Origin of the sequence: Paradesertivirga mongoliensis, from assembly GCF_024436395.1 — a bacterium.
In the GTDB taxonomy this organism is placed as follows: domain Bacteria; phylum Bacteroidota; class Bacteroidia; order Sphingobacteriales; family Sphingobacteriaceae; genus Paradesertivirga; species Paradesertivirga mongoliensis.
In genome coordinates this window covers 524,594-543,192 of record NZ_JAFMZO010000004.1, presented here as the reverse complement: position 1 = coordinate 543,192, position 18,599 = coordinate 524,594, and the positions used below count along the sequence as shown (strand labels likewise).

The window sequence follows — 18,599 nt, the reverse complement described above, 5'->3', positions numbered from 1 at the left end:
AATAAGTTAAGAGAAATAAAAACATGTATTTCAAATCAACATACTTCGAAGATTATATTTTAAACGATAAGCGCATTACTCTTGGCCGCACTATCACCGAAACAGATTTCGTGGTACACGCCGGGCATACTGGAGATTTCTTTCCGCATCACATGGACGCAGAATGGTGTAAAATGCAGCCATTTAAACAGCGCATAGCCCACGGCACCATGATCTTTAGTATCGGGATCGGTTTAACAGCCTCAGAAATAAATCCTGAAGCCATGTCAAAAGGTTATGACAGACTGCGTTTTGTGAAGCCCGTGTTTATTGGAGATACTATTCATTCGGAAATTACCATCTCAGAGAAAGCCGACGCAAAGAAGCCCGAGTACGGAACCGTAACCGAGCACGTAGAAATTATCAACCAGCACGGCGATGTGGTGCTGGTATGCGATCATTTACTGATGGTGAAAAGAAAATTATAAAACCTAAACTAAAAACTAACCGACAAAAATGGCATTTGCTACAAATCAAGAATCTGTTTCCGCAAAGCCCGGAACAGAAAACACAGGGAATAAGTACCTGGTTCCTTTTATTCTGGTATGTTCTCTATTCTTCTTATGGGGAATGGCGCACAACCTTGACTCTATCCTTATTCCACATTTGAAGAAAGCTTGTCAACTGAACAACAGACAATCTACCCTTGTAGATACTGCTGTGTTTATGGCTTATTTTCTGATGGCTATACCGGCCGGTGCAATTTTAAAAAAATGGGGTTACAAAAGCAGTATCGTATTAGGATTACTGGTTTTTGCTGTAGGGGCTTTTTTATTCGTTCCCGCTGCAAATACGCGGGCTTATGAAATTTTCCTGGTGGCATTATTCATCATTGGTTGCGGACTTACTATCCTCGAGACAGCGGCCAATCCATATGCGGCAGTTCTGGGTGATGCCAAAACCGCTTCCACTCGTCTGAATCTGGCAGCTTCTTTCAACGGTTTGGCTGCAATGGTTGCACCGATAGTGGGAACCATGTTTATTTTGTCTGGGAAAGAATACACACCAGATCAGCTTGCAGCCATGCCTGATGCTACCCGTATGGCTTATCTGATGGAAGAGGCTGCATCGGTAAAAGTGCCGTACATAGTTTTAGGCAGCGTTCTGGTTCTAATCGCTATTCTTTTTTACTTTATGCATGTGCCAGAAGTGAAACCGCAAAGTGATGACACCACTTCAAAAGGTGGTTTCTTTGATGTTTTGAAGCACAGACATCTGTCCTGGGCGGTAGTCGCTCAATTTTTCTACGTCGGCGCACAGGTATGTGTAACCAGCTTTTTTATCCGGATGGCCCAAAAAGGTGGCGGATTAGATGAGCATACCGCAGGATATTATCTGGGCGTATATGGTTTCTTATTTATGGCGGGCCGCTTTGTTGGTACAGCTTTATTGAAATTCATAAGCTCTCAGGCTCTGTTGTCTCTTTATGCAGTAATCTCCGTACTCCTTTGCATAGTTGCGATTTGGGGCGACGGAGCTTACGTAGTATACGCTCTAGGCGGATTAGGCTTTTTTATGTCCATTATGTTTCCAACCATTTTTGCCTTGGGTATAAACAATTTAGGCGAAGGCACAAAAGCCGGATCATCGTGGATCATCATGGCGATAGTAGGCGGGGCAATTTTGCCATACATTATGGGCACAGTGATCGATTTGAATAATGATGATATTCAACTGGGTTATTCAGTTCCTTTGGTTTGTTTCCTGGTGATTGTGTATTACGGAATGAAGGGATATAAGCCGGCGAAGACTTGATCGGTTTAAATGTGGTTTTTGGTGGATAGTAAAAACCACCACTTAATCCCCTCTTTGAAAAAAGGAGGGGAGGTTGACGCCTTAAATGGGCGCCATATCTAAGCGTCTTGCTTGCTGACCTTTCTTCAAGGAGAGCTGTCCGCAGGACTGAGGGGTGAATTGTGATAAATGTATATAAATGCGATATATTAAGATTTTCATTTCAGTTGTAATTCTGTTAAGCATCACCCAATCAACCAGGGCTCAGACCAGCGAATCCGCCAAGCCATGGGTATTTTGGTACTGGATGCACGGCGCAGTATCCCCGGAAGGAATTACAGCCGACCTGGAAGCGATGAAAGAGGTTGGTATTGCAGGGGCATATCTTATGCCGATTAAGGGAGTTACCAATCCTCCAATGTACACGCCAGCTGCCGCGCAACTTAGTCCGCGTTGGTGGGAAATGGTTAAGCACTCGCTTAAAGAAGCAGACCGTCTCGGACTCAAAATAGGAATGCATGTAAGCGATGGTTTTGCATTAGCCGGCGGGCCATGGATAACGCCAGAATTGTCGATGCAGAAAGTGGTTTCTACCCAAACAAACATTAGGGGCGGAAAGAAATCAAAGATCATTCTCCCTCAACCGGAAACAAAGGAAAACTACTATAGGGATATAGCAGTTTATGCATTTCCCTCCGCTCCGGGTGCAGGGATTTCAACCCAAACCATCGTTCCAAAAATTACTACGAGCACCGGAGCCGACGCTTCTTTTCTGGTTAAGCCTGAAAATAAAGAAGCAATCCGTTCCAATGAGCCGCTTTGGATCCAGTACGAGTTCGCAAAGCCGTTTACAGCCCGTACGGTGTTTATCCACACCAACGGAAATAATGTTCAGGCGCACCGCCTGATAATAGAAGTAAGTGAAGATGGTAAATCGTTCCGTCGGGTTACCCAGTTAGAGCCCCCACGACACGGCTGGCAGGACACTGATGCCGATATTACCCACAGCATTCAACCAACAACAGCAAAATATTTCAGATTTAAATACGATAAAGCTGGCTCTGAACCGGGAGCTGAAGACCTCGACGCCGCGAAATGGAAACCATCTTTAAAATTGGTGCGCCTTGAGCTTTCGGCCGAGCCACGTATCCATCAGTTTGAAGGCAAATCCGGCGCGGTTTGGAGAGTGAGCAAACGATCTACCGCTCAGCAAATCCCAGATAACTTGAGTGTCCCTCTGAAGCAGATTATTAACCTTACAGATAAGCTTAACGCAGACGGCAGTCTAAACTGGAATGTGCCTAAAGGCAACTGGACAATTATCAGAATGGGGCATACCTCTACCGGTCATACCAATGCCACAGGAGGAGCGGCGATCGGGCTTGAATGCGACAAATTCAACCCCGAGGCTATAAAACTTCAGTTTGATAAGTGGTATGGCGAAGCTTTACGTCAGGCGGGTCCTGAACTTGCACCAAGAATTTTAAATAGCTTCCATGTGGATAGCTGGGAATGCGGCAGTCAGAATTGGTCGCCGGTGTTTAGAGAAGAGTTTGAAAAGAGAAGAGGTTACGATTTATTGCCTTATCTTCCAATAATGGCTGGAATTCCGGTAGAAAGCGCTGAGGTTTCAGAAAAGTTTTTATACGATGTCAGGAAGACCATAGCCGAACTGGTAGTGGATAAATTCTACACCACTCTTGCAGGTCTTGCTAAAGAGAAGGGTGTTACGTTTACAGCCGAAAGTGTAGCTCCCACAATGATTAGCGATGGGATTTTGCACTACAAAACTGTCGACATCCCAATGGGGGAATTTTGGTTAAATAGTCCGACTCACGACAAGCCAAATGATATGCTTGACGCAATCTCTGGCGCTCATATCTACGGTAAAAACATCATTCAGGCGGAAGCTTTCACCACAGTACGAATGGCATGGAACGAACATCCAGGTATGATGAAAACTTTACAGGACCGCAACTATGCCCTTGGAATAAACAAAATGGTGTACCACGTATTCAACCACAATCCCTGGGTGGACAGAAAACCTGGAATGACTCTGGACGGCGTGGGTATCTATTTCCAGCGCGACCAAACCTGGTGGAAACAAGGCAAAGCCTGGGTAGGATATGCCGAGCGGGTTCAGAATTTATTACAGAAGGGCAAACCGGTGGCCGACATTGCTGTGTTTACCGGCGAGGATATCCCAAGGCGCTCGGTACTGCCAGACAGATTGGTTCCTTTCCTTCCGGGAATATTCGGTGAAGAAGTTGTAGAAGCAGAGGCAAAACGCCTCGGAAATATCGGCGAGCCCTTGAGGCAAATTCCTGTGGGCGTATCAAACTCGGCGAACATGGCTGATGCCGAGGATTTTGTGAACCCTTTACGTGGTTATGCTTATGATTCTTTCAATCCCGATGCACTGCTTTCAGGACGGGTTGTAAATGGAAATGTGGTGTTTGAAAGCGGAGCCAGTTACAAACTACTGGTTATACCGGGTAAAAGTCGCCTGAATCCGAATAACGATTGGATGAGTTTAGCTATCGTTGAAAAGCTTTTAAACTTAAGTAAATCCGGCGCAAAAATTTTGATGGCCGAAAAGCCTAAATATCAACCTGGTTTGCAACAGGCTAGTGTTACTGCGTTTAACAAAGTAGTGGATGAGCTGTGGAATTCGATCAGTCTGAAAGGCGCTTATCACGATGAAACATTTGACAAGTTTGGCATCGAAAGGGATCTTGACGTAAGAGAATCCTCAGGTAAATATGCCTCTAACATCGCCTACACTCACCGCCAGGATGGAATCGACGATATTTATTTCATTTCGAATCAGGAAGAAAAGGAGAGAGAATTAGACTTTTCGTTCCGTCGCGAGAGCAATGTTATCGAAGTTTTTGATCCGGTAAGCAACCGTAAATGGAAGGCAAGCGATTTTAAATTCTCCGGGAACAGAACGGTATTACCTTTAAAACTCGCAGCCAACGGCTCACTGTTCGTCATCTTTAAGAAAGCGTCTAAGGGACCGGAAGCTAAAAGAACCGCGAATTGGATAGAATTTGAGACGGTCGGGCCGGTTACAGGGACCTGGGATGTGGAGTTCCACGATATTTCGGGCGGCAAAAGAGAATTTAAGGACTTGAGTGATTGGAGCACGCACGCCGATTCTGCTATTAAATATTATTCTGGTACAGCCACTTATCAAAAGGAAATTAAGGTTAAGTCGAAAAAGCCGGTGTGGCTGGATCTGGGTGAAGTAGCTAACCTTGCAGAAGTGAAGGTCAACGGTATATCCTGCGGTATTGTTTGGACGCCTCCATACCGCGTCGACATCAGCAAGGCGTTGAAGAAAGGAACCAACCTGATTAGTGTTGAAGTGACGAACACCTGGGCTAATAGATTAATGGGCGATCAAAGATTGCCTGAGGATAAAAGAGTTACAAGAACTACAGCGCCGTACCGGCTTGCCGGACAGCCATTGCAACCGGCGGGTTTGCTGGGGCCGGTAATGTTATTGGAGGAGAAGTAGATGTTGAGAATAACGCAGACAGCGTTTGGAACGCTGTCTGCGTTCAACATATGCATTTTGTCATCTCGACGTGGGAGAGATCTTTGAGCAAGTTCTTAAGAGTTCTCCTTAGGTCGAAATGACAAGACATCCTAGTAGAACAAAGGAACCAACAAAGTTCCTGCTTTGCAAGCTAAACCTGATGGAAGCGGAAAGCCCGCATCCCGATCTTTTATCGGGAGAGGACTTGCAGCGTACAGCAGGAAGAAAGGAAAATAGCAGCACTGCATCTGCTTTTTAAAATATTAACCCGATGGCAACACCATCATAAGAAATAAAAACGATGAAGATGAACCGGAAAATTGCAAAAGGAACGCTAGCCCTAATTCTTTCGGGCTTTGTGCTGAGTGGCTCGGCGCAGGATAAAAGCCTGGTTAACACCTCTAGAAGTCCGCATGCTAAGCTGCAAAGTTTAAACATGAACGACGTCAACTGGACTACGGGCTTCTGGGCCGACCGTTTCAGGGTTGCCCAGGAAACTATGGTGCCTAATATGTGGAAGATCTACAACGATGCCAAGATTAGTCATGCTTTTAAAAACTTTGAAATTGCTGCAGGACTCGACACAGGCAGCCACAAAGGTCCTTCATTTCACGACGGTGATTACTACAAAACTCTTGAAGCTGTAGCCAGTGTTTATGCCGTTAGCCGGGATAGAAAATTGGATGAGATGATGGATAAAGCCATCGCCGTAATTGCTAAATCGCAGCGGGAGGATGGTTATATCTACACCAAGGCGATGATAGAACAACGTAAAACAGGTTCGAAAAATCAATTTCAGGACCGATTGAGTTTCGAGGCTTATAACATAGGGCATTTAATGACTGCCGCCTGCGTTCATTACCGGGCTACCGGAAAAACTTCGCTGCTTAATGTGGCTAAAAAGGCAGCGGACTACCTGTATAATTTTTATAAACAGGCATCTCCGACTTTGGCGCGTAATGCAATCTGCCCATCACATTATATGGGCACCATCGAAATGTACCGCACTACCCGCGAGCCAAGATATTTGGAACTGGCTCAGAAGTTAATCGACATAAAAGGTAAGATCGACGATGGTACTGATGACAACCAGGACAGAATTCCGTTCCGTGAGCAGACAAAAGCTATGGGACATGCCGTAAGGGCCAATTATCTTTGGGCTGGTGCTGCTGATGTTTATGCCGAAACTGGCGACAAAACGCTGATCAGTACCCTGAATTTGATGTGGGACGATATGACTAAGCGCAAAATGTATATCACCGGTGGATGCGGCTCTCTTTATGATGGAGTATCGCCAGATGGAACATCTTATAACCCATCGGTTGTTCAAAAGATTCACCAGGCTTTTGGTCGCGATTATCAGTTGCCAAACTTTACAGCACATAATGAAACTTGCGCCAATATTGGCAACGTGCTTTTCAACTGGCGCATGCTTCAGATAACCGGTGATGCTAAATACGCGGATGTAATTGAACTGGCACTTCATAATAGCGTCTTATCGGGAATCAGCATCGACGGAAAAAAATTCCTTTACACAAACCCGCTTGCCTTTTCAGACGACTTGCCTTTTCAACAACGCTGGTCGAAAGATCGGGTGGAATATATTGGTTTATCAAATTGCTGCCCTCCGAATGTGGTTCGCACCATTGCAGAGGTAGCGAATTATGCGTATAGCGTATCAGATAAAGGTTTGTGGCTGAATCTATACGGAAGCAATAACGTGTCAACAAAACTGAAAGACGGTTCAAAAATCAGCTTAGCTCAGGAAACAAACTATCCCTGGGATGGAAACATTAAGCTGACGCTTAAAGAAGCCGGTTCTAAATCACATTCTATTTTCTTCCGTGTTCCGGGATGGACAGATAATGCTCAGCTTTTAATCAACGGAAAAGCCGCTGACGTGAAATTAACTTCAGGCGAATACGCTGAAGTGAACCGTAAATGGAAAAAAGGTGATGTGGTAGAGTTAATTCTGCCAATGGAAGCCAAGCTTGTTGAGGCTAATCCTTTGGTGGAAGAAAACCGCAACCAGGTGGCTGTAAAACGCGGCCCGATAGTATATTGCCTTGAGTCTGTCGACATGCCGAATCAAAATATATTTAATGTATTTGTCCCATCGAGCATTGACCTTAAACCACACTCATTAAAAATTGATGGTGCAGATGTTATGAGTCTTGAAGGAGAAGCGAAGATGGTGGAGCCAAAAGACTGGACGAATGTACTGTATCGTGAAGTGTCGGATAAAAATCAGACGGCTAAAATTCGTTTAGTGCCTTATTTTGCCTGGGGAAACCGTGGCCATTCGGAAATGTCTGTTTGGTTACCGCTTAGCAGATAATATGACAATTGTGAATAACTGTACGCTTAGCTTTTAGCTTTAACCTTTTAGCTTTCACCTTAAATGCAAAGAATAACTGCTAAATATTACATTGAAACTCCATATGAGCTCGAAAAGGCAGCTCAGGTTCTTGCGGGCGAACAATCGTCGGGTACTTTCGTTGAGGTGCCGGGTGAAACCGCAGAATTAAAGAGTCGTTTCGCTGCCAGGGTAGAATCGATAGCGCCTTTGGAAACGGTTACGGAGCCTGCCATTCCCGGTGCAACCTCTAAGACCGGGAAATATCAACGGGCAATGATTGAAGTTTCCTGGTCGATAGAGAACTTTGGATATAATCTTCCGGTTATGATTTCGACTTTACAGGGAAATTTGTATGAATTAACACAATTCACAGGCTTGAAGTTAATGGATATTGAGCTTCCTGACTTGTATTCGGAACAGTTTAAAGGTCCTAAGTTCGGGATTGAAGGGTGTCGAAAGCTGACTGATGTCTACAACCGGCCGCTTATCGGAACTATCATCAAGCCCAGTATTGGGATGACACCCGAGCAAACTGCGGAGCTGGTGAAAACTCTTGTTGAAGCTGGCATTGATTTTATCAAGGACGATGAACTGTTGGGTTCGTCGGCTAATTCTCCATTCGACAAAAGGGTGGATGCGGTAATGCGGGTGATTAACGATCACGCTGATAAAACAGGCAAGAAAGTGATGTATGCGTTCAATATCAGTGATGAAATTGACGAAATGAAGCGCAATTACCAAAAGATTGTAAGAAATGGAGGGACTTGCGCAATGATAAGTCTAAATAGCGTAGGCATTTCTGCAACCAGGAAAATTTGCGAGATAGGGGAACTCGCCATACACGGCCATCGCAACGGCTGGGGAATGATGAACCGCCACCCTCTGCTGGGAATTGAGTTTCCGGCATATCAAAAGCTGTGGCGCCTGGCTGGTGTGGATCAGATCCATGTCAATGGCATCCAAAATAAATTTTGGGAGTCGGACGATTCAGTCGTGCGCTCAATTGAAGCCTGTCTGAAGCCGATCTTAAACGGAACAACAGTACTTCCGGTAGTATCGTCCGGCCAGTGGGGCGGACAAGCTCCGGAGACCTATCGACGTACTAAGACTGTCGACTTGCTTTATATGGCTGGCGGTGGAATTATGGCTCACCCGATGGGTCCGGCCGGTGGTGTAAGAGCTTTACACCAGGCTTGGGAGGCTGCGGTTGATGGATTATCAATTGAACAGGCTGCTCTTAAATATCCGGAGTTCGGGAAATCAGTAGAAAAATTTGATTCAAAATAATGGGAAACAACAACAGGCTTTTTATGGCTTTTTATGGCGATGATTTTACGGGCTCAACCGATGCTCTGGAATTCTTAAGTCGTGCCGGTATAAAAACTGTGTTGTTTATTGAACCACCAACTAAAGAGCAATTAGAGCGATATCCAGGATTACAGGCAATCGGAGTTGCGGGGATGACGCGTGCAATGCCGCCAGAAGCCATGGAGAAGGAACTTCAGCCCGCTTTTACTACTTTGAGGGCGTTAAATCCCCGTCATATTCATTATAAAGTTTGTTCAACATTCGACTCTTCTCCAACAATAGGAAGCATTGGAAAAGCCATAGACCTGGGAGCAGAAATTTTCGGTTCAGAATTTATCCCTCTGCTTGTAGCTGCACCTGTTTTGGGCAGACATTGCGTTTTTGGAAATCTCTTTGCGAAAATGGGAATCGGAAGTGAGGGTAGTATTTACCGGCTCGACCGCCATCCCTCAATGAGTAAACATCCCACAACACCTGCCGACGAAAGCGATTTACGCCTTCATTTGGCGAAGCAGACAAAGAGAAGAGTCGGACTTATCGATATTCTACAAATAGAAAAACCTCTTGAAGAGACCCGGCAGCAAATTCGCGAGCTTGTTGAATCTGGTGATGAGATTATCTTATTTGATGCTTTGTATCAGCAACAGCTGGCTTTAATAGGTGCACTAATGGATGAAAATGCCGAAGACGATGAAAGCTTGTTCTCTGTAGGTTCATCAGGGGTTGAGATGGCATTGGCTGCTTATTGGCAAACTAGCGGAGTAACACAACTGGCGCCGGTTTGGAATGACCTGGAAGATGCAGGTCCGGTTTTGATTGCTTCGGGCAGCTGTTCCCCGGTAACATCGGGGCAGATTGCATACGCGATAAACCATGGATTTGAGGAGATTGTGATTGATACTGAAAAGCTGGCGCGAGAAGGAATTTCAAACCCCTTAATCGAAGAATATGTTGCTCAGGCGATTCGGTATATCGAAAATAAATCGGATGTAATTCTGCACACCAGCCGTGGAAACGATGATATCCGGGTACGGGCGTCTGACCAGATACTTGAATCGCGAGGTATCGCAAAAACCGAAACCTCCATGTTGTATGGAACTGTCCTGGGCATAATAGCCAGACAAGTGGCCGAAAAAACATCCCTAAGGAGAATAATAATAGCCGGTGGGGACACCTCAAGTCATGCGGCGAGAGCAATGGGCATCGAAGCAGTAGAAATGATAGCACCGCTTTCGCCCGGATCTCCTCTATGTAAGGCTTATGCGCCTGGATCTTCAATAGACGGACTGGAAGTGAATTTTAAAGGCGGACAGGTAGGGAAGGAAGATTATTTTGAAATGGTAAGGGGAACGATTAACAGTAAATTATAACACTAAGACTTTGTGCCTTCGTGGCTAAAACAATAATATATGAAAATAAAAACATTAGGCCTTGTCCACACCTCCGCAACTCTGGTTCCGGTATTTCAAAAGCTTTGCGCTGATTACCTACCTGGAGTAAATGTCTTCAATATCGTCGATGATAGTTTGATTAAAGACGTGATCTCTAAAAACGAGCTGACCAATAACACGGCCCGCCGGGTGGTTGATTACGTTGGTTCTGCCGAAGCAGCGGGCGCCGACCTCATCATGGTAACTTGCTCATCCATCGGCTCTGCTGTTGAGGCTTCCGCAGCTCTAACGAACGTTCCTGTTTTGCGTGTAGACCAGCCAATGGCAGATATTGCAGTTCAGACCGGAAGTAGAATTGGAGTGATAGCAACGTTACCTACCACGCTGGAACCAACCAGCGATTTAGTGCGTCGCCGTGCAGTGGCTGCCGGTAAGCAAATCGCGTTGACCTCGCGTTTGTGTGAAGGTGCCTTTGAAGCTTTAATGAGTGGCGATACAGATAAACACGACAGCATGGTTGCAAAAGCATTAATCGAGCTGTCGGCCGAAGTTGATGTGATAGTTCTGGCCCAGGCATCAATGGCCAGGGTAGTGGATACACTGCCGGAGGCGGATAAGAGAGTGCCCATTCTTGCCAGTCCTGGCTTGGCCGTAAAACATATTGCCGATTTAACTAAAGAATGATCGTATGAGAAACGTTCGCAAACTTTGCCTCGGATTAAGCGCTATTTCTCTGCTAATTCTAATTATTGGCCTTGTAACCCAAAATCCACAATTGTGGCAACCTGCCGCCCTTGCCTTTGCAGTAAGCGCATCAATCGGCATAGACATTATTCCACTTCTTGAAAACTATCAGTATACGGCATGGATCATTACGGCCGTTGTCGCGGGGATGATTTATCCTTCTGCTTTTCTCAACTGGGGGAGTTTCGATCTGAGAAATAAATGGCTCATCCTGCTTGTTGTTCAATTGGTAATGTTCGGTATGGGTATCCAGATGGCATTAAAGGATTTTACAGGCCTGGCTAGCTCCGGAAAAGGCGTCCTGATAGGACTTTTATGCCAGTTCTCGATCATGCCTACGGTCGGTTTCCTGCTCACAAAAGTTTTTGATTTTGAACCTGAAGTGGCTGCAGGCGTTGTCCTTATCGGTGCTTGCTCAAGCGGACTGGCCTCGAATGTAATGACATATATTGCACGTGGAAATTTACCTTTATCGGTTACAGTGACCGCGATAGCCACACTCATTGCGCCCATTATGACTCCATTTATGATGCGTATGTTTGCCGGCACGTTGATAGAAGTAAAGTTCCTTAACATGATGATGGAGATTATCAAAATTGTGATTGTTCCAATCGGGGCGGCTTTGCTGCATGATTATCTTAAAACTGCGTCTCCTTGGGGCTGGAATATTGTCAGGCTTATCTCTGGTATCTCAGCTCTGTGGCTATTGGCGCTTCCTTTTGGTGTTTGGACTTATCTTAGCAACAACCTTGCAGAAAATGTACTTCAATCTGTAGAAATTTTTAGTTTTTTTGCCGGCGCTGTGCTCGTAGGACTCGGCTATCACCTGCTGTCCAGATCATTGCCAAAACTGGATAGTTTTATGCCTTATCTCTCCATGTTCGGCATTGTTTATTTCACTACGGTTACTACCGCTGCCGGGCGGGATAATTTGTTAAATGTTGGACTGATCTTATTTCTCGCAGCAGTGATACATAACGCAGCCGGATACTTTCTCGGATACTGGCTCAGCCGCGCTTTCGGTTTAAATAGAAATTCTGCACGTACCATTGCGTTTGAAGTTGGCCTGCAAAACGGCGGCATGGCTTCCGGTTTGGCGGGTTCTATGGGCAAACTCGGAACAGTAGGCCTGGCAGCGGCTGTATTCAGTCCATGGATGAATATATCGGGTTCTATCCTGGCAAACTATTGGAGAAAGCAGGTAATCAATGAAGAGCAAGCTGCTCTCAACAAGGAAGAATTAAGCGAAAACGATGCGATAGCAACTCCAAAAGCAACCTTATAATTTATAATGAAGAAAATATTAACACTCCATCTTTGCCTGTTTATTGCACTTTTTGCACATGCAGAAGTTAAACTTGCTTCCATCTTTACGGATAATATGGTGCTCCAGCAGAAATCTCAGGTTCCAATCTGGGGTTGGAGTACAGCCGGTAAGAACGTGCGGGTAAGTACATCCTGGAACGGCAGAAATTATTCAGCGAAAGCCGATAATTCGGGGAAATGGATAGTGAGAGTGGTTACCCCATCTGCTGGCGGGCCTTATGAGCTAAGCATCAGCGATGGAAAAGCTGTTAAATTAAAAAATGTCTTAATAGGTGAGGTCTGGATCTGCGGAGGGCAGTCGAACATGGAAATGCCCATGAAAGGTTTCAAGGGTCAGCCCATTTTAGGTTCAAACGATGCGATATTAAAATCCAGGAATAAACAGATTCTTGTATATACCGTTCCTCGTTCATCAGTTACCGAATTGCAGCAAAACAGCAAACCATCTGCATGGAAGGTAGCAGAACCCGAGTCGGTTGCAAATTTTAGTGCTACAGCTTATTATTTTGGACGATTATTGAACGAGATGCTGGATGTGCCGGTTGGCTTGATCAACGTAAGTTACAGCGGATCGTATGTAGAGGCCTGGATGTCTCCGGAAAATCTCAAGGCTTTTCCCGAAGTAAAAGTTCCTGCTAAAGAGGACCCGATCAAAGCGGTAAGCCGCACTCCCACAACGTTGTTTAACGGGATGTTATATCCAATATCCGGTTACGGTATAAAAGGCGCGATCTTCTATCAGGGAGAATCAAACTATGAGCGTCCAGACAGATATGAGGAGATGTTTCCCGCTATGGTAAAAGAATGGCGTTCATTATGGAAACAAGGGGATTTTCCGTTCTATTATGTTCAGATTGCGCCTTACAATTATGCCCAGCTGCCACCATTTAATTATGGTGGAAAGTTTAATTCTGCGTATTTACGCGATGCACAGCGCAAGTCTTTAACAAGAATACCGAACTCTGCTATGGCTGTTGTCCTTGATATTGGCGAGGAAAATCAGATTCATCCGGCAAACAAAGAAGCCGGAGGCAAGCGGCTGGCACTGCTGGCTTTAGCAAATATTTACGGCCTGAACGGATTTGGCTCTGCCAGCCCTCTGTACAAGTCTATGTCAGTTGGCGGCAGCGTTGCAACCATCAGCTTTGAGAATGCTGGAAATGGACTCACAGCTTTTGGAAAAGAGCTTAATACATTTGAGATTGCCGGCGCAAATAAAACGTTCTATCCTGCCAAGGCGACGATAAACGGTAGTTCGGTTTCAGTTTCTTCGCCCATGGTGAAAGAACCGGTAGCGGTGCGGTATGCGTTTAAAGACTTTATAGTCGGTGATTTATTCAACACCGAAGGCTTGCCGGCAAGTTCGTTTAGGACGGATGATTGGTAAGAGGCCTTTACTAGGTGCAAGACCAGTGCTCAAACAGAATACAAACCAAATAGAAGAAATTGAAAATACACGTCCTTATATTGCTGCTTTTTATAAGCTTAATAACCCAGGCACAACTCAGCTCCTACAATCCGGTATGGCTAACTCAATCCAAAAACTCCTCCGAATCGATGCCTCTTGGCGGAGGAAATATCGGCCTCAACGTATGGACGGAAAACAACGAAATCCTATTTTATATCGCCCGCTCGGGCACCTTTGATGAAAACAACAGCCTCCTTAAACTTGGAAGAGTAAGGCTCACTTTATCGCCGAATCCATTTGAAGGCGGCACATCGTTTAAACAAGAACTTCATCTAAACGATGGATACATCACCATTACTGGAACGAAAAACAAGCAGTCGACGCAGGTTAAACTTTGGGTGGATGTTTTCCTGCCTGTAGTCCACGTCGAAATAAACAGCAACCAGGCGCTGTCGGCCACCGCGAGCTATGAAAGCTGGCGTACCGAAGACCGGCTGCTTAAAGGAAAAGAAAACAACCAAAATTCCTATAAGTGGGCGCCACAGGGAGAAGCTAAGACTTTTAAGGATCAGATAAGCTTTACAAACTCCGGAGTTCAGTTCTTTCACCAGAATAAGCCATTCACTGTTTTTGATGTAACTGCTAAACAACAGGGGATGGATGCGGTGAAAGATCAGCTGTTTAATCCACTTAAAGATCTCATTTTTGGAGGAGCGCTTCTGGGACATAATTTCGTTCAGGCAGGAAATACCCGGGGACGATATATCGATACGGATTATAACGGCTTTACGATCAGGAGCAAGGTTCCATCTAAAAACCACAAGTTAAATATTGTGCTTCATACTCAGCACACGCCGTCGACGGAGGTTTGGAATGCTGGCTTACAACGCACAATTAGCGAAGCCACAAAAAATCAAAAACAGGCTGCCCGCAGATCACAGCAGTGGTGGAACGAATACTGGAAACGGAGCTTTATCCACATCAATAGCGACGTTCCCGCCAAGGATCCCCTTGCATGGCAGGTGGGCCGGAACTATCAGCTAATGCGTTACATGCTGGGTTGCAATCCTTTCGGCAACTATCCCACCAAATTCAATGGAGGATTATTCACTTATGACCCATCCTTTACAGATAGTACGCTAAAATTTACGCCCGATTTCCGAAACTGGGGAGGAGGGACCCACACCGCACAAAATCAACGGCTTGTTTACTGGCCAATGCTTAAAAGCGGCGACTTCGACCTGATGAAACCTCAGTTCAGAGTATACCAGCAGATGCTGAAAAATGCTGAATTACGGAGTCAGGTATATTGGAATCATAAGGGAGCGAGCTTTACCGAGCAACTGGAAAATTTCGGACTGCCAAATCCAGCAGAATACGGATGGAAGCGTCCCGCCGATTATGACAAGGGAATGCAATATAACGCCTGGCTTGAATACCAGTGGGATACCGTACTCGAGTTTTGCTTAATGATGATGGAAACGGAGCGTTATGCGGGTGAAAACATAAAGGAGCATATCCCATTTATTGAAAGTTGTCTCACCTTTTTCAACGAGCATTACCAGTATTTAGCTAAACAACGGGGCAGCAAAGTTTTCGATGGTAATGGACATTTGATTCTGTATCCGGGCTCGGCTGCCGAGACATATAAAATGACCTATAATGCGAGCTCGACCGTAGCCGGGCTGAGGGCGGTTCTGAGCCGGTTGCTTGAGCTTCCGGAATCTTATCTTTCGGAAGAAAAGCGAAAAGAATGGCAAGCCATGCTCAGTCGTATTCCTCCTATTAGCTTCAGAGCCTTTAATGGTAAGCCAACCATTGCACCGGCGAAACTGTGGGAGCGTGTCAACCATACAGAAAGCCCTCAGCTGTATCCTGTATTTCCATGGGGAATTTACGGTTTAGGCAAACCTGGACTTGATACCGCAATTAACACCTTCAAATATGATGCAGATTTGCTCAAGTCCCGCAGTCACATCGGTTGGAGGCAGGACAATATCTTCGCCGCCAGACTAGGCTTAACAGATGATGCATGGCAGCTAACTTCTGGAAAACTAAAAGATTCCGGTCGCAGATATCCAGCTTTCTGGGGGCCTGGTTTCGACTGGACACCGGATCATAACTGGGGAGGATCCGGCATGATAGGTTTGCAGGAAATGCTGATGCAGGCTGACGGTAGAAAAATTTACCTGTTCCCGGCCTGGCCAAAAGACAAAGATGTGCACTTTAAACTGCATGCGCCGTATCAAACAACGGTAGAGGCGAAGTTGAAAGATGGTAAGCTGGAATTTTTGCGGGTTTCTCCTGCAAGCAGGTTGAATGACGTGGTACAATAAAGTCCAGATTCATTTACAAATCTGGACTTTAAAAAAGAAGCCTATTCAAGGACTTCGCTTAAAATTTGATATTATAACTTATCAATAATCTCCTGTTCTTTCAGAGCCGAGATATTATTTTTGTCACTATAATTATCTGTCTGTTCGGCGAAATATTCCAGAATACCAGTAATAGTGTCGAGATTATCCGAAACTAACTGGTGCATTTCCGGCAGGTCTTTGTCTAATCGTTTATCGCCTAACTCGATATTATCGACCTCTATTTTTCCTAATTTTTTTATCACAGCCGTCTGACTGTTTTTCAAATCTTCTAATTCATGGACAATCTTCTCCATCAAATCGAATTTCTTTATCTTATCCATAGTGTTTAAATTTTCTATAGTGCCAACACCCCCTTTTATCAATTGTTTTAAAAAGCAGCATGCAGCGTGGTAAGGAAAACACCTTTATAATAGATTGTAACATCTCATTTACATGGCTTTAAAACTTTAAGACGCGCTTTTTGTACTATATTCAGGGAATCTAGATCTTTGTTGTTATGCCTTTAAATTTACTTATCATCGATGACGATCCAGTCCATAATAGCATTGTGGAGATGGTTGCGAGGCATTCTTCCCATCAAATCGAGTGTCATGCATTTTTAGAAGCTTCTGATGCTTTTTGTTATGTACTAAAGAACAATCGTCTAAATTCGCTACCCGACCTTATTTTATTAGATCTCGATATGCCTCTTGTCTCAGGCTGGGGATTTCTCGAGCTTTTTGAAACCATCGGACAAAACCTGGAGCGGCCGGTCGACGTGATCATTCTGACCTCTTTAATTCACGCTGAAATTAAAGAGAAAGCGGCCAGATTTAATTGTGTGAAAGGGATTTTTTCTAAGCCTTTTACAGAGGCCATGCTTGAGGATATACTTAATTCGTCTTTCATTACTGCAAACAGATATTCAAAGTATTCCAGCGCGAATTTTTTCCAATAACTAATTATTTTACAGTTCAAAAGGAGCTCCCTTTTCGGGGATAGTTACTTTATAACCTCTTTCGTAAAGATCTGCGGCTAAAGAATTCATGCTTTCAACTTCTCCATGAACCAGGAAAAGCCGCTTCAAAGTCGAACGGTCCTGACTCTCTACAAACTTTACTAAATCCTCATGATCACCATGTCCGCTCAATACATCCGTCCTTTTAATGGTCGCATATACTGCCAGTTCTCTGTCGCGGATATGAACATACGGATCGCCCCTTAAAAGTCGGTGCCCCAAGGTTCCCTTAGCGCTGTAACCAATAAAAAGTATGGTGCAGTAATAATTAGATATGTTATAGTATAAATGATCTTGTATACGTCCTCCCTCGAGCATCCCGGCGGAAGATACAATGACGCAAGGTTCCAGGTAGTTAGACAGTTCGCGACTTTCTTTCATATCCTGCACATAGAACAGGTTTTCGAATTCAAATCCATCACCCGCCTTCTGGTAGAAGTCGCGTGCATCTTCATTAAGGTGGCTAAGGTATTTACGGTAAATCTCGGTCGCATAGTTAGCCAGCGGGCTATCCACAAAAATTTTAACCCTTGGAAGCAGGCCATCCGTAAATATTTTATTGAGGGTATAGACTAAAGCCTGGGTGCGGCCAATGCTAAATGCAGGGATTATCAGGCGCCCCGGTGTTTTGATACAGGCATTCTCAATCTCTTCAACCAAAACCTGTTCAATGCTTTTATCTTTAGAATGGTACCGCCCACCGTAAGTAGATTCGCATACCAAATAATCTACCTGGGGTAGCTTTTGCGGATCAACCAGTACGGGATAATTTTCCCTGCCTATATCGCCACTAAAGGCAATTCTACGCTCAAGTCCATGTTCAATCACTGTAATAATCACGGAGGCAGCGCCCAGCAAATGACCCGCCGGAATAAGCTCAACCGATATTTCTCCACTTAACTTAAAAGGCTTGTTAAACCCGATAGTAACAAAGCGCTCGGCTGTCTCCATCACATGCTTCTGGAGGAACAAAGGGCTTGGGCCAGAACTGAACTTCTTAGATCTCCTCCTTTTCTTTTGCTTGCTCTCAAAAATATTCACAGAGTCAAGCAGCAAGAGTTCAGCCAGCTCGGCTGTAGGAGAGGTGCATATCACCTGACCTTCAAAGCCAGCCCTGATTAAAGTAGGCAGGTTCCCCGAATGGTCTATATGGGCATGAGTTAAAATAACTACGTCAATCTCACCTGGATTAAAAGGAAAATATTCATTTTCTTCTAATCTGGTTTCACGCTCATAATCCAGACCGCAATCAATAAGGATTTTATAATGCTCTGTTTCCAGAAGATGCATGCTGCCAGTAACCTGTTGTGCAGCACCCCATATCGTTAGTTTCATCCGTAAAGTTTTGGGAATAAGTCGTCCTAAAACAGA

General features: G+C 44.9%; 13 protein-coding genes. 11 read left to right on the top strand and 2 right to left on the bottom strand.

Annotated features, from left to right (window positions below; genetic code table 11):
• Positions 1-23 precede the first annotated feature (23 nt).
• The 10 genes from J3P43_RS17900 to J3P43_RS17855 all read left to right on the top strand — a co-directional run bounded on the left by J3P43_RS17900 (position 24) and on the right by J3P43_RS17855 (position 16,189).
• Positions 24-467: a MaoC/PaaZ C-terminal domain-containing protein gene (locus J3P43_RS17900; protein WP_255905004.1), complete on the top strand. Its 444-nt coding sequence runs from the start codon at positions 24-26 to the stop codon at positions 465-467.
• Between the two features lie 28 nt (positions 468-495).
• Positions 496-1,794: an L-fucose:H+ symporter permease gene (gene fucP / locus J3P43_RS17895; RefSeq protein ID WP_255905002.1), complete on the top strand. Its 1,299-nt coding sequence runs from the start codon at positions 496-498 to the stop codon at positions 1,792-1,794.
• A 178-nt stretch (positions 1,795-1,972) separates the two neighbouring features.
• Entirely contained in the window at positions 1,973-5,296 is a 3,324-nt protein-coding gene (locus J3P43_RS17890; RefSeq protein ID WP_255905000.1) for a glycosyl hydrolase, read from the top strand.
• 328 nt (positions 5,297-5,624) lie between these two features.
• Positions 5,625-7,655: an aceric acid hydrolase gene (locus J3P43_RS17885; RefSeq protein WP_255904997.1), complete on the top strand. Its 2,031-nt coding sequence runs from the start codon at positions 5,625-5,627 to the stop codon at positions 7,653-7,655.
• 63 nt (positions 7,656-7,718) lie between these two features.
• A complete protein-coding gene (locus J3P43_RS17880) occupies positions 7,719-8,963 on the top strand; it encodes a ribulose-bisphosphate carboxylase large subunit family protein (protein ID WP_255904995.1) in 1,245 nt (414 codons plus the stop codon).
• The gene (locus J3P43_RS17875) at positions 8,963-10,354 is read left to right on the top strand and encodes a four-carbon acid sugar kinase family protein (protein WP_255904993.1); all 1,392 of its coding nucleotides are present in this window, start codon (positions 8,963-8,965) and stop codon (positions 10,352-10,354) included. The genes J3P43_RS17880 and J3P43_RS17875 overlap by 1 nt, the downstream gene beginning before the upstream one ends.
• Positions 10,355-10,393: 39 nt before the next feature.
• A complete protein-coding gene (locus J3P43_RS17870) occupies positions 10,394-11,059 on the top strand; it encodes an aspartate/glutamate racemase family protein (RefSeq protein WP_255904991.1) in 666 nt (221 codons plus the stop codon).
• A 4-nt stretch (positions 11,060-11,063) separates the two neighbouring features.
• Positions 11,064-12,404 (top strand): bile acid:sodium symporter family protein, encoded by a 1,341-nt coding sequence (locus J3P43_RS17865; RefSeq protein ID WP_255904989.1) that lies wholly within the window; start codon positions 11,064-11,066, stop codon positions 12,402-12,404.
• A gap of 6 nt (positions 12,405-12,410) precedes the next feature.
• Positions 12,411-13,832 (top strand): sialate O-acetylesterase, encoded by a 1,422-nt coding sequence (locus J3P43_RS17860; protein WP_255904987.1) that lies wholly within the window; start codon positions 12,411-12,413, stop codon positions 13,830-13,832.
• Between the two features lie 59 nt (positions 13,833-13,891).
• Complete coding sequence (locus J3P43_RS17855) at positions 13,892-16,189, top strand: DUF5703 domain-containing protein (RefSeq protein ID WP_255904985.1); 2,298 nt, start codon at positions 13,892-13,894, stop codon at positions 16,187-16,189.
• A 71-nt stretch (positions 16,190-16,260) separates the two neighbouring features.
• Here the strand turns inward: J3P43_RS17855 and J3P43_RS17850 are convergent, their stop codons facing one another.
• Positions 16,261-16,551, bottom strand: a complete 291-nt coding sequence (locus J3P43_RS17850) for a hypothetical protein (protein ID WP_255904983.1) — start codon at positions 16,549-16,551, stop codon at positions 16,261-16,263.
• Between the two features lie 176 nt (positions 16,552-16,727).
• On the opposite strand from J3P43_RS17850, the gene J3P43_RS17845 reads away from it, so the two are divergent.
• Positions 16,728-17,168 (top strand): response regulator, encoded by a 441-nt coding sequence (locus tag J3P43_RS17845; protein ID WP_255904981.1) that lies wholly within the window; start codon positions 16,728-16,730, stop codon positions 17,166-17,168.
• Positions 17,169-17,177: 9 nt separating this feature from the next.
• On the opposite strand, the gene J3P43_RS17840 is transcribed toward J3P43_RS17845, so the two are convergent.
• Complete coding sequence (locus J3P43_RS17840; protein WP_255904979.1) at positions 17,178-18,563, bottom strand: MBL fold metallo-hydrolase; 1,386 nt, start codon at positions 18,561-18,563, stop codon at positions 17,178-17,180.
• Between the last annotated feature and the right edge of the window lie 36 nt (positions 18,564-18,599).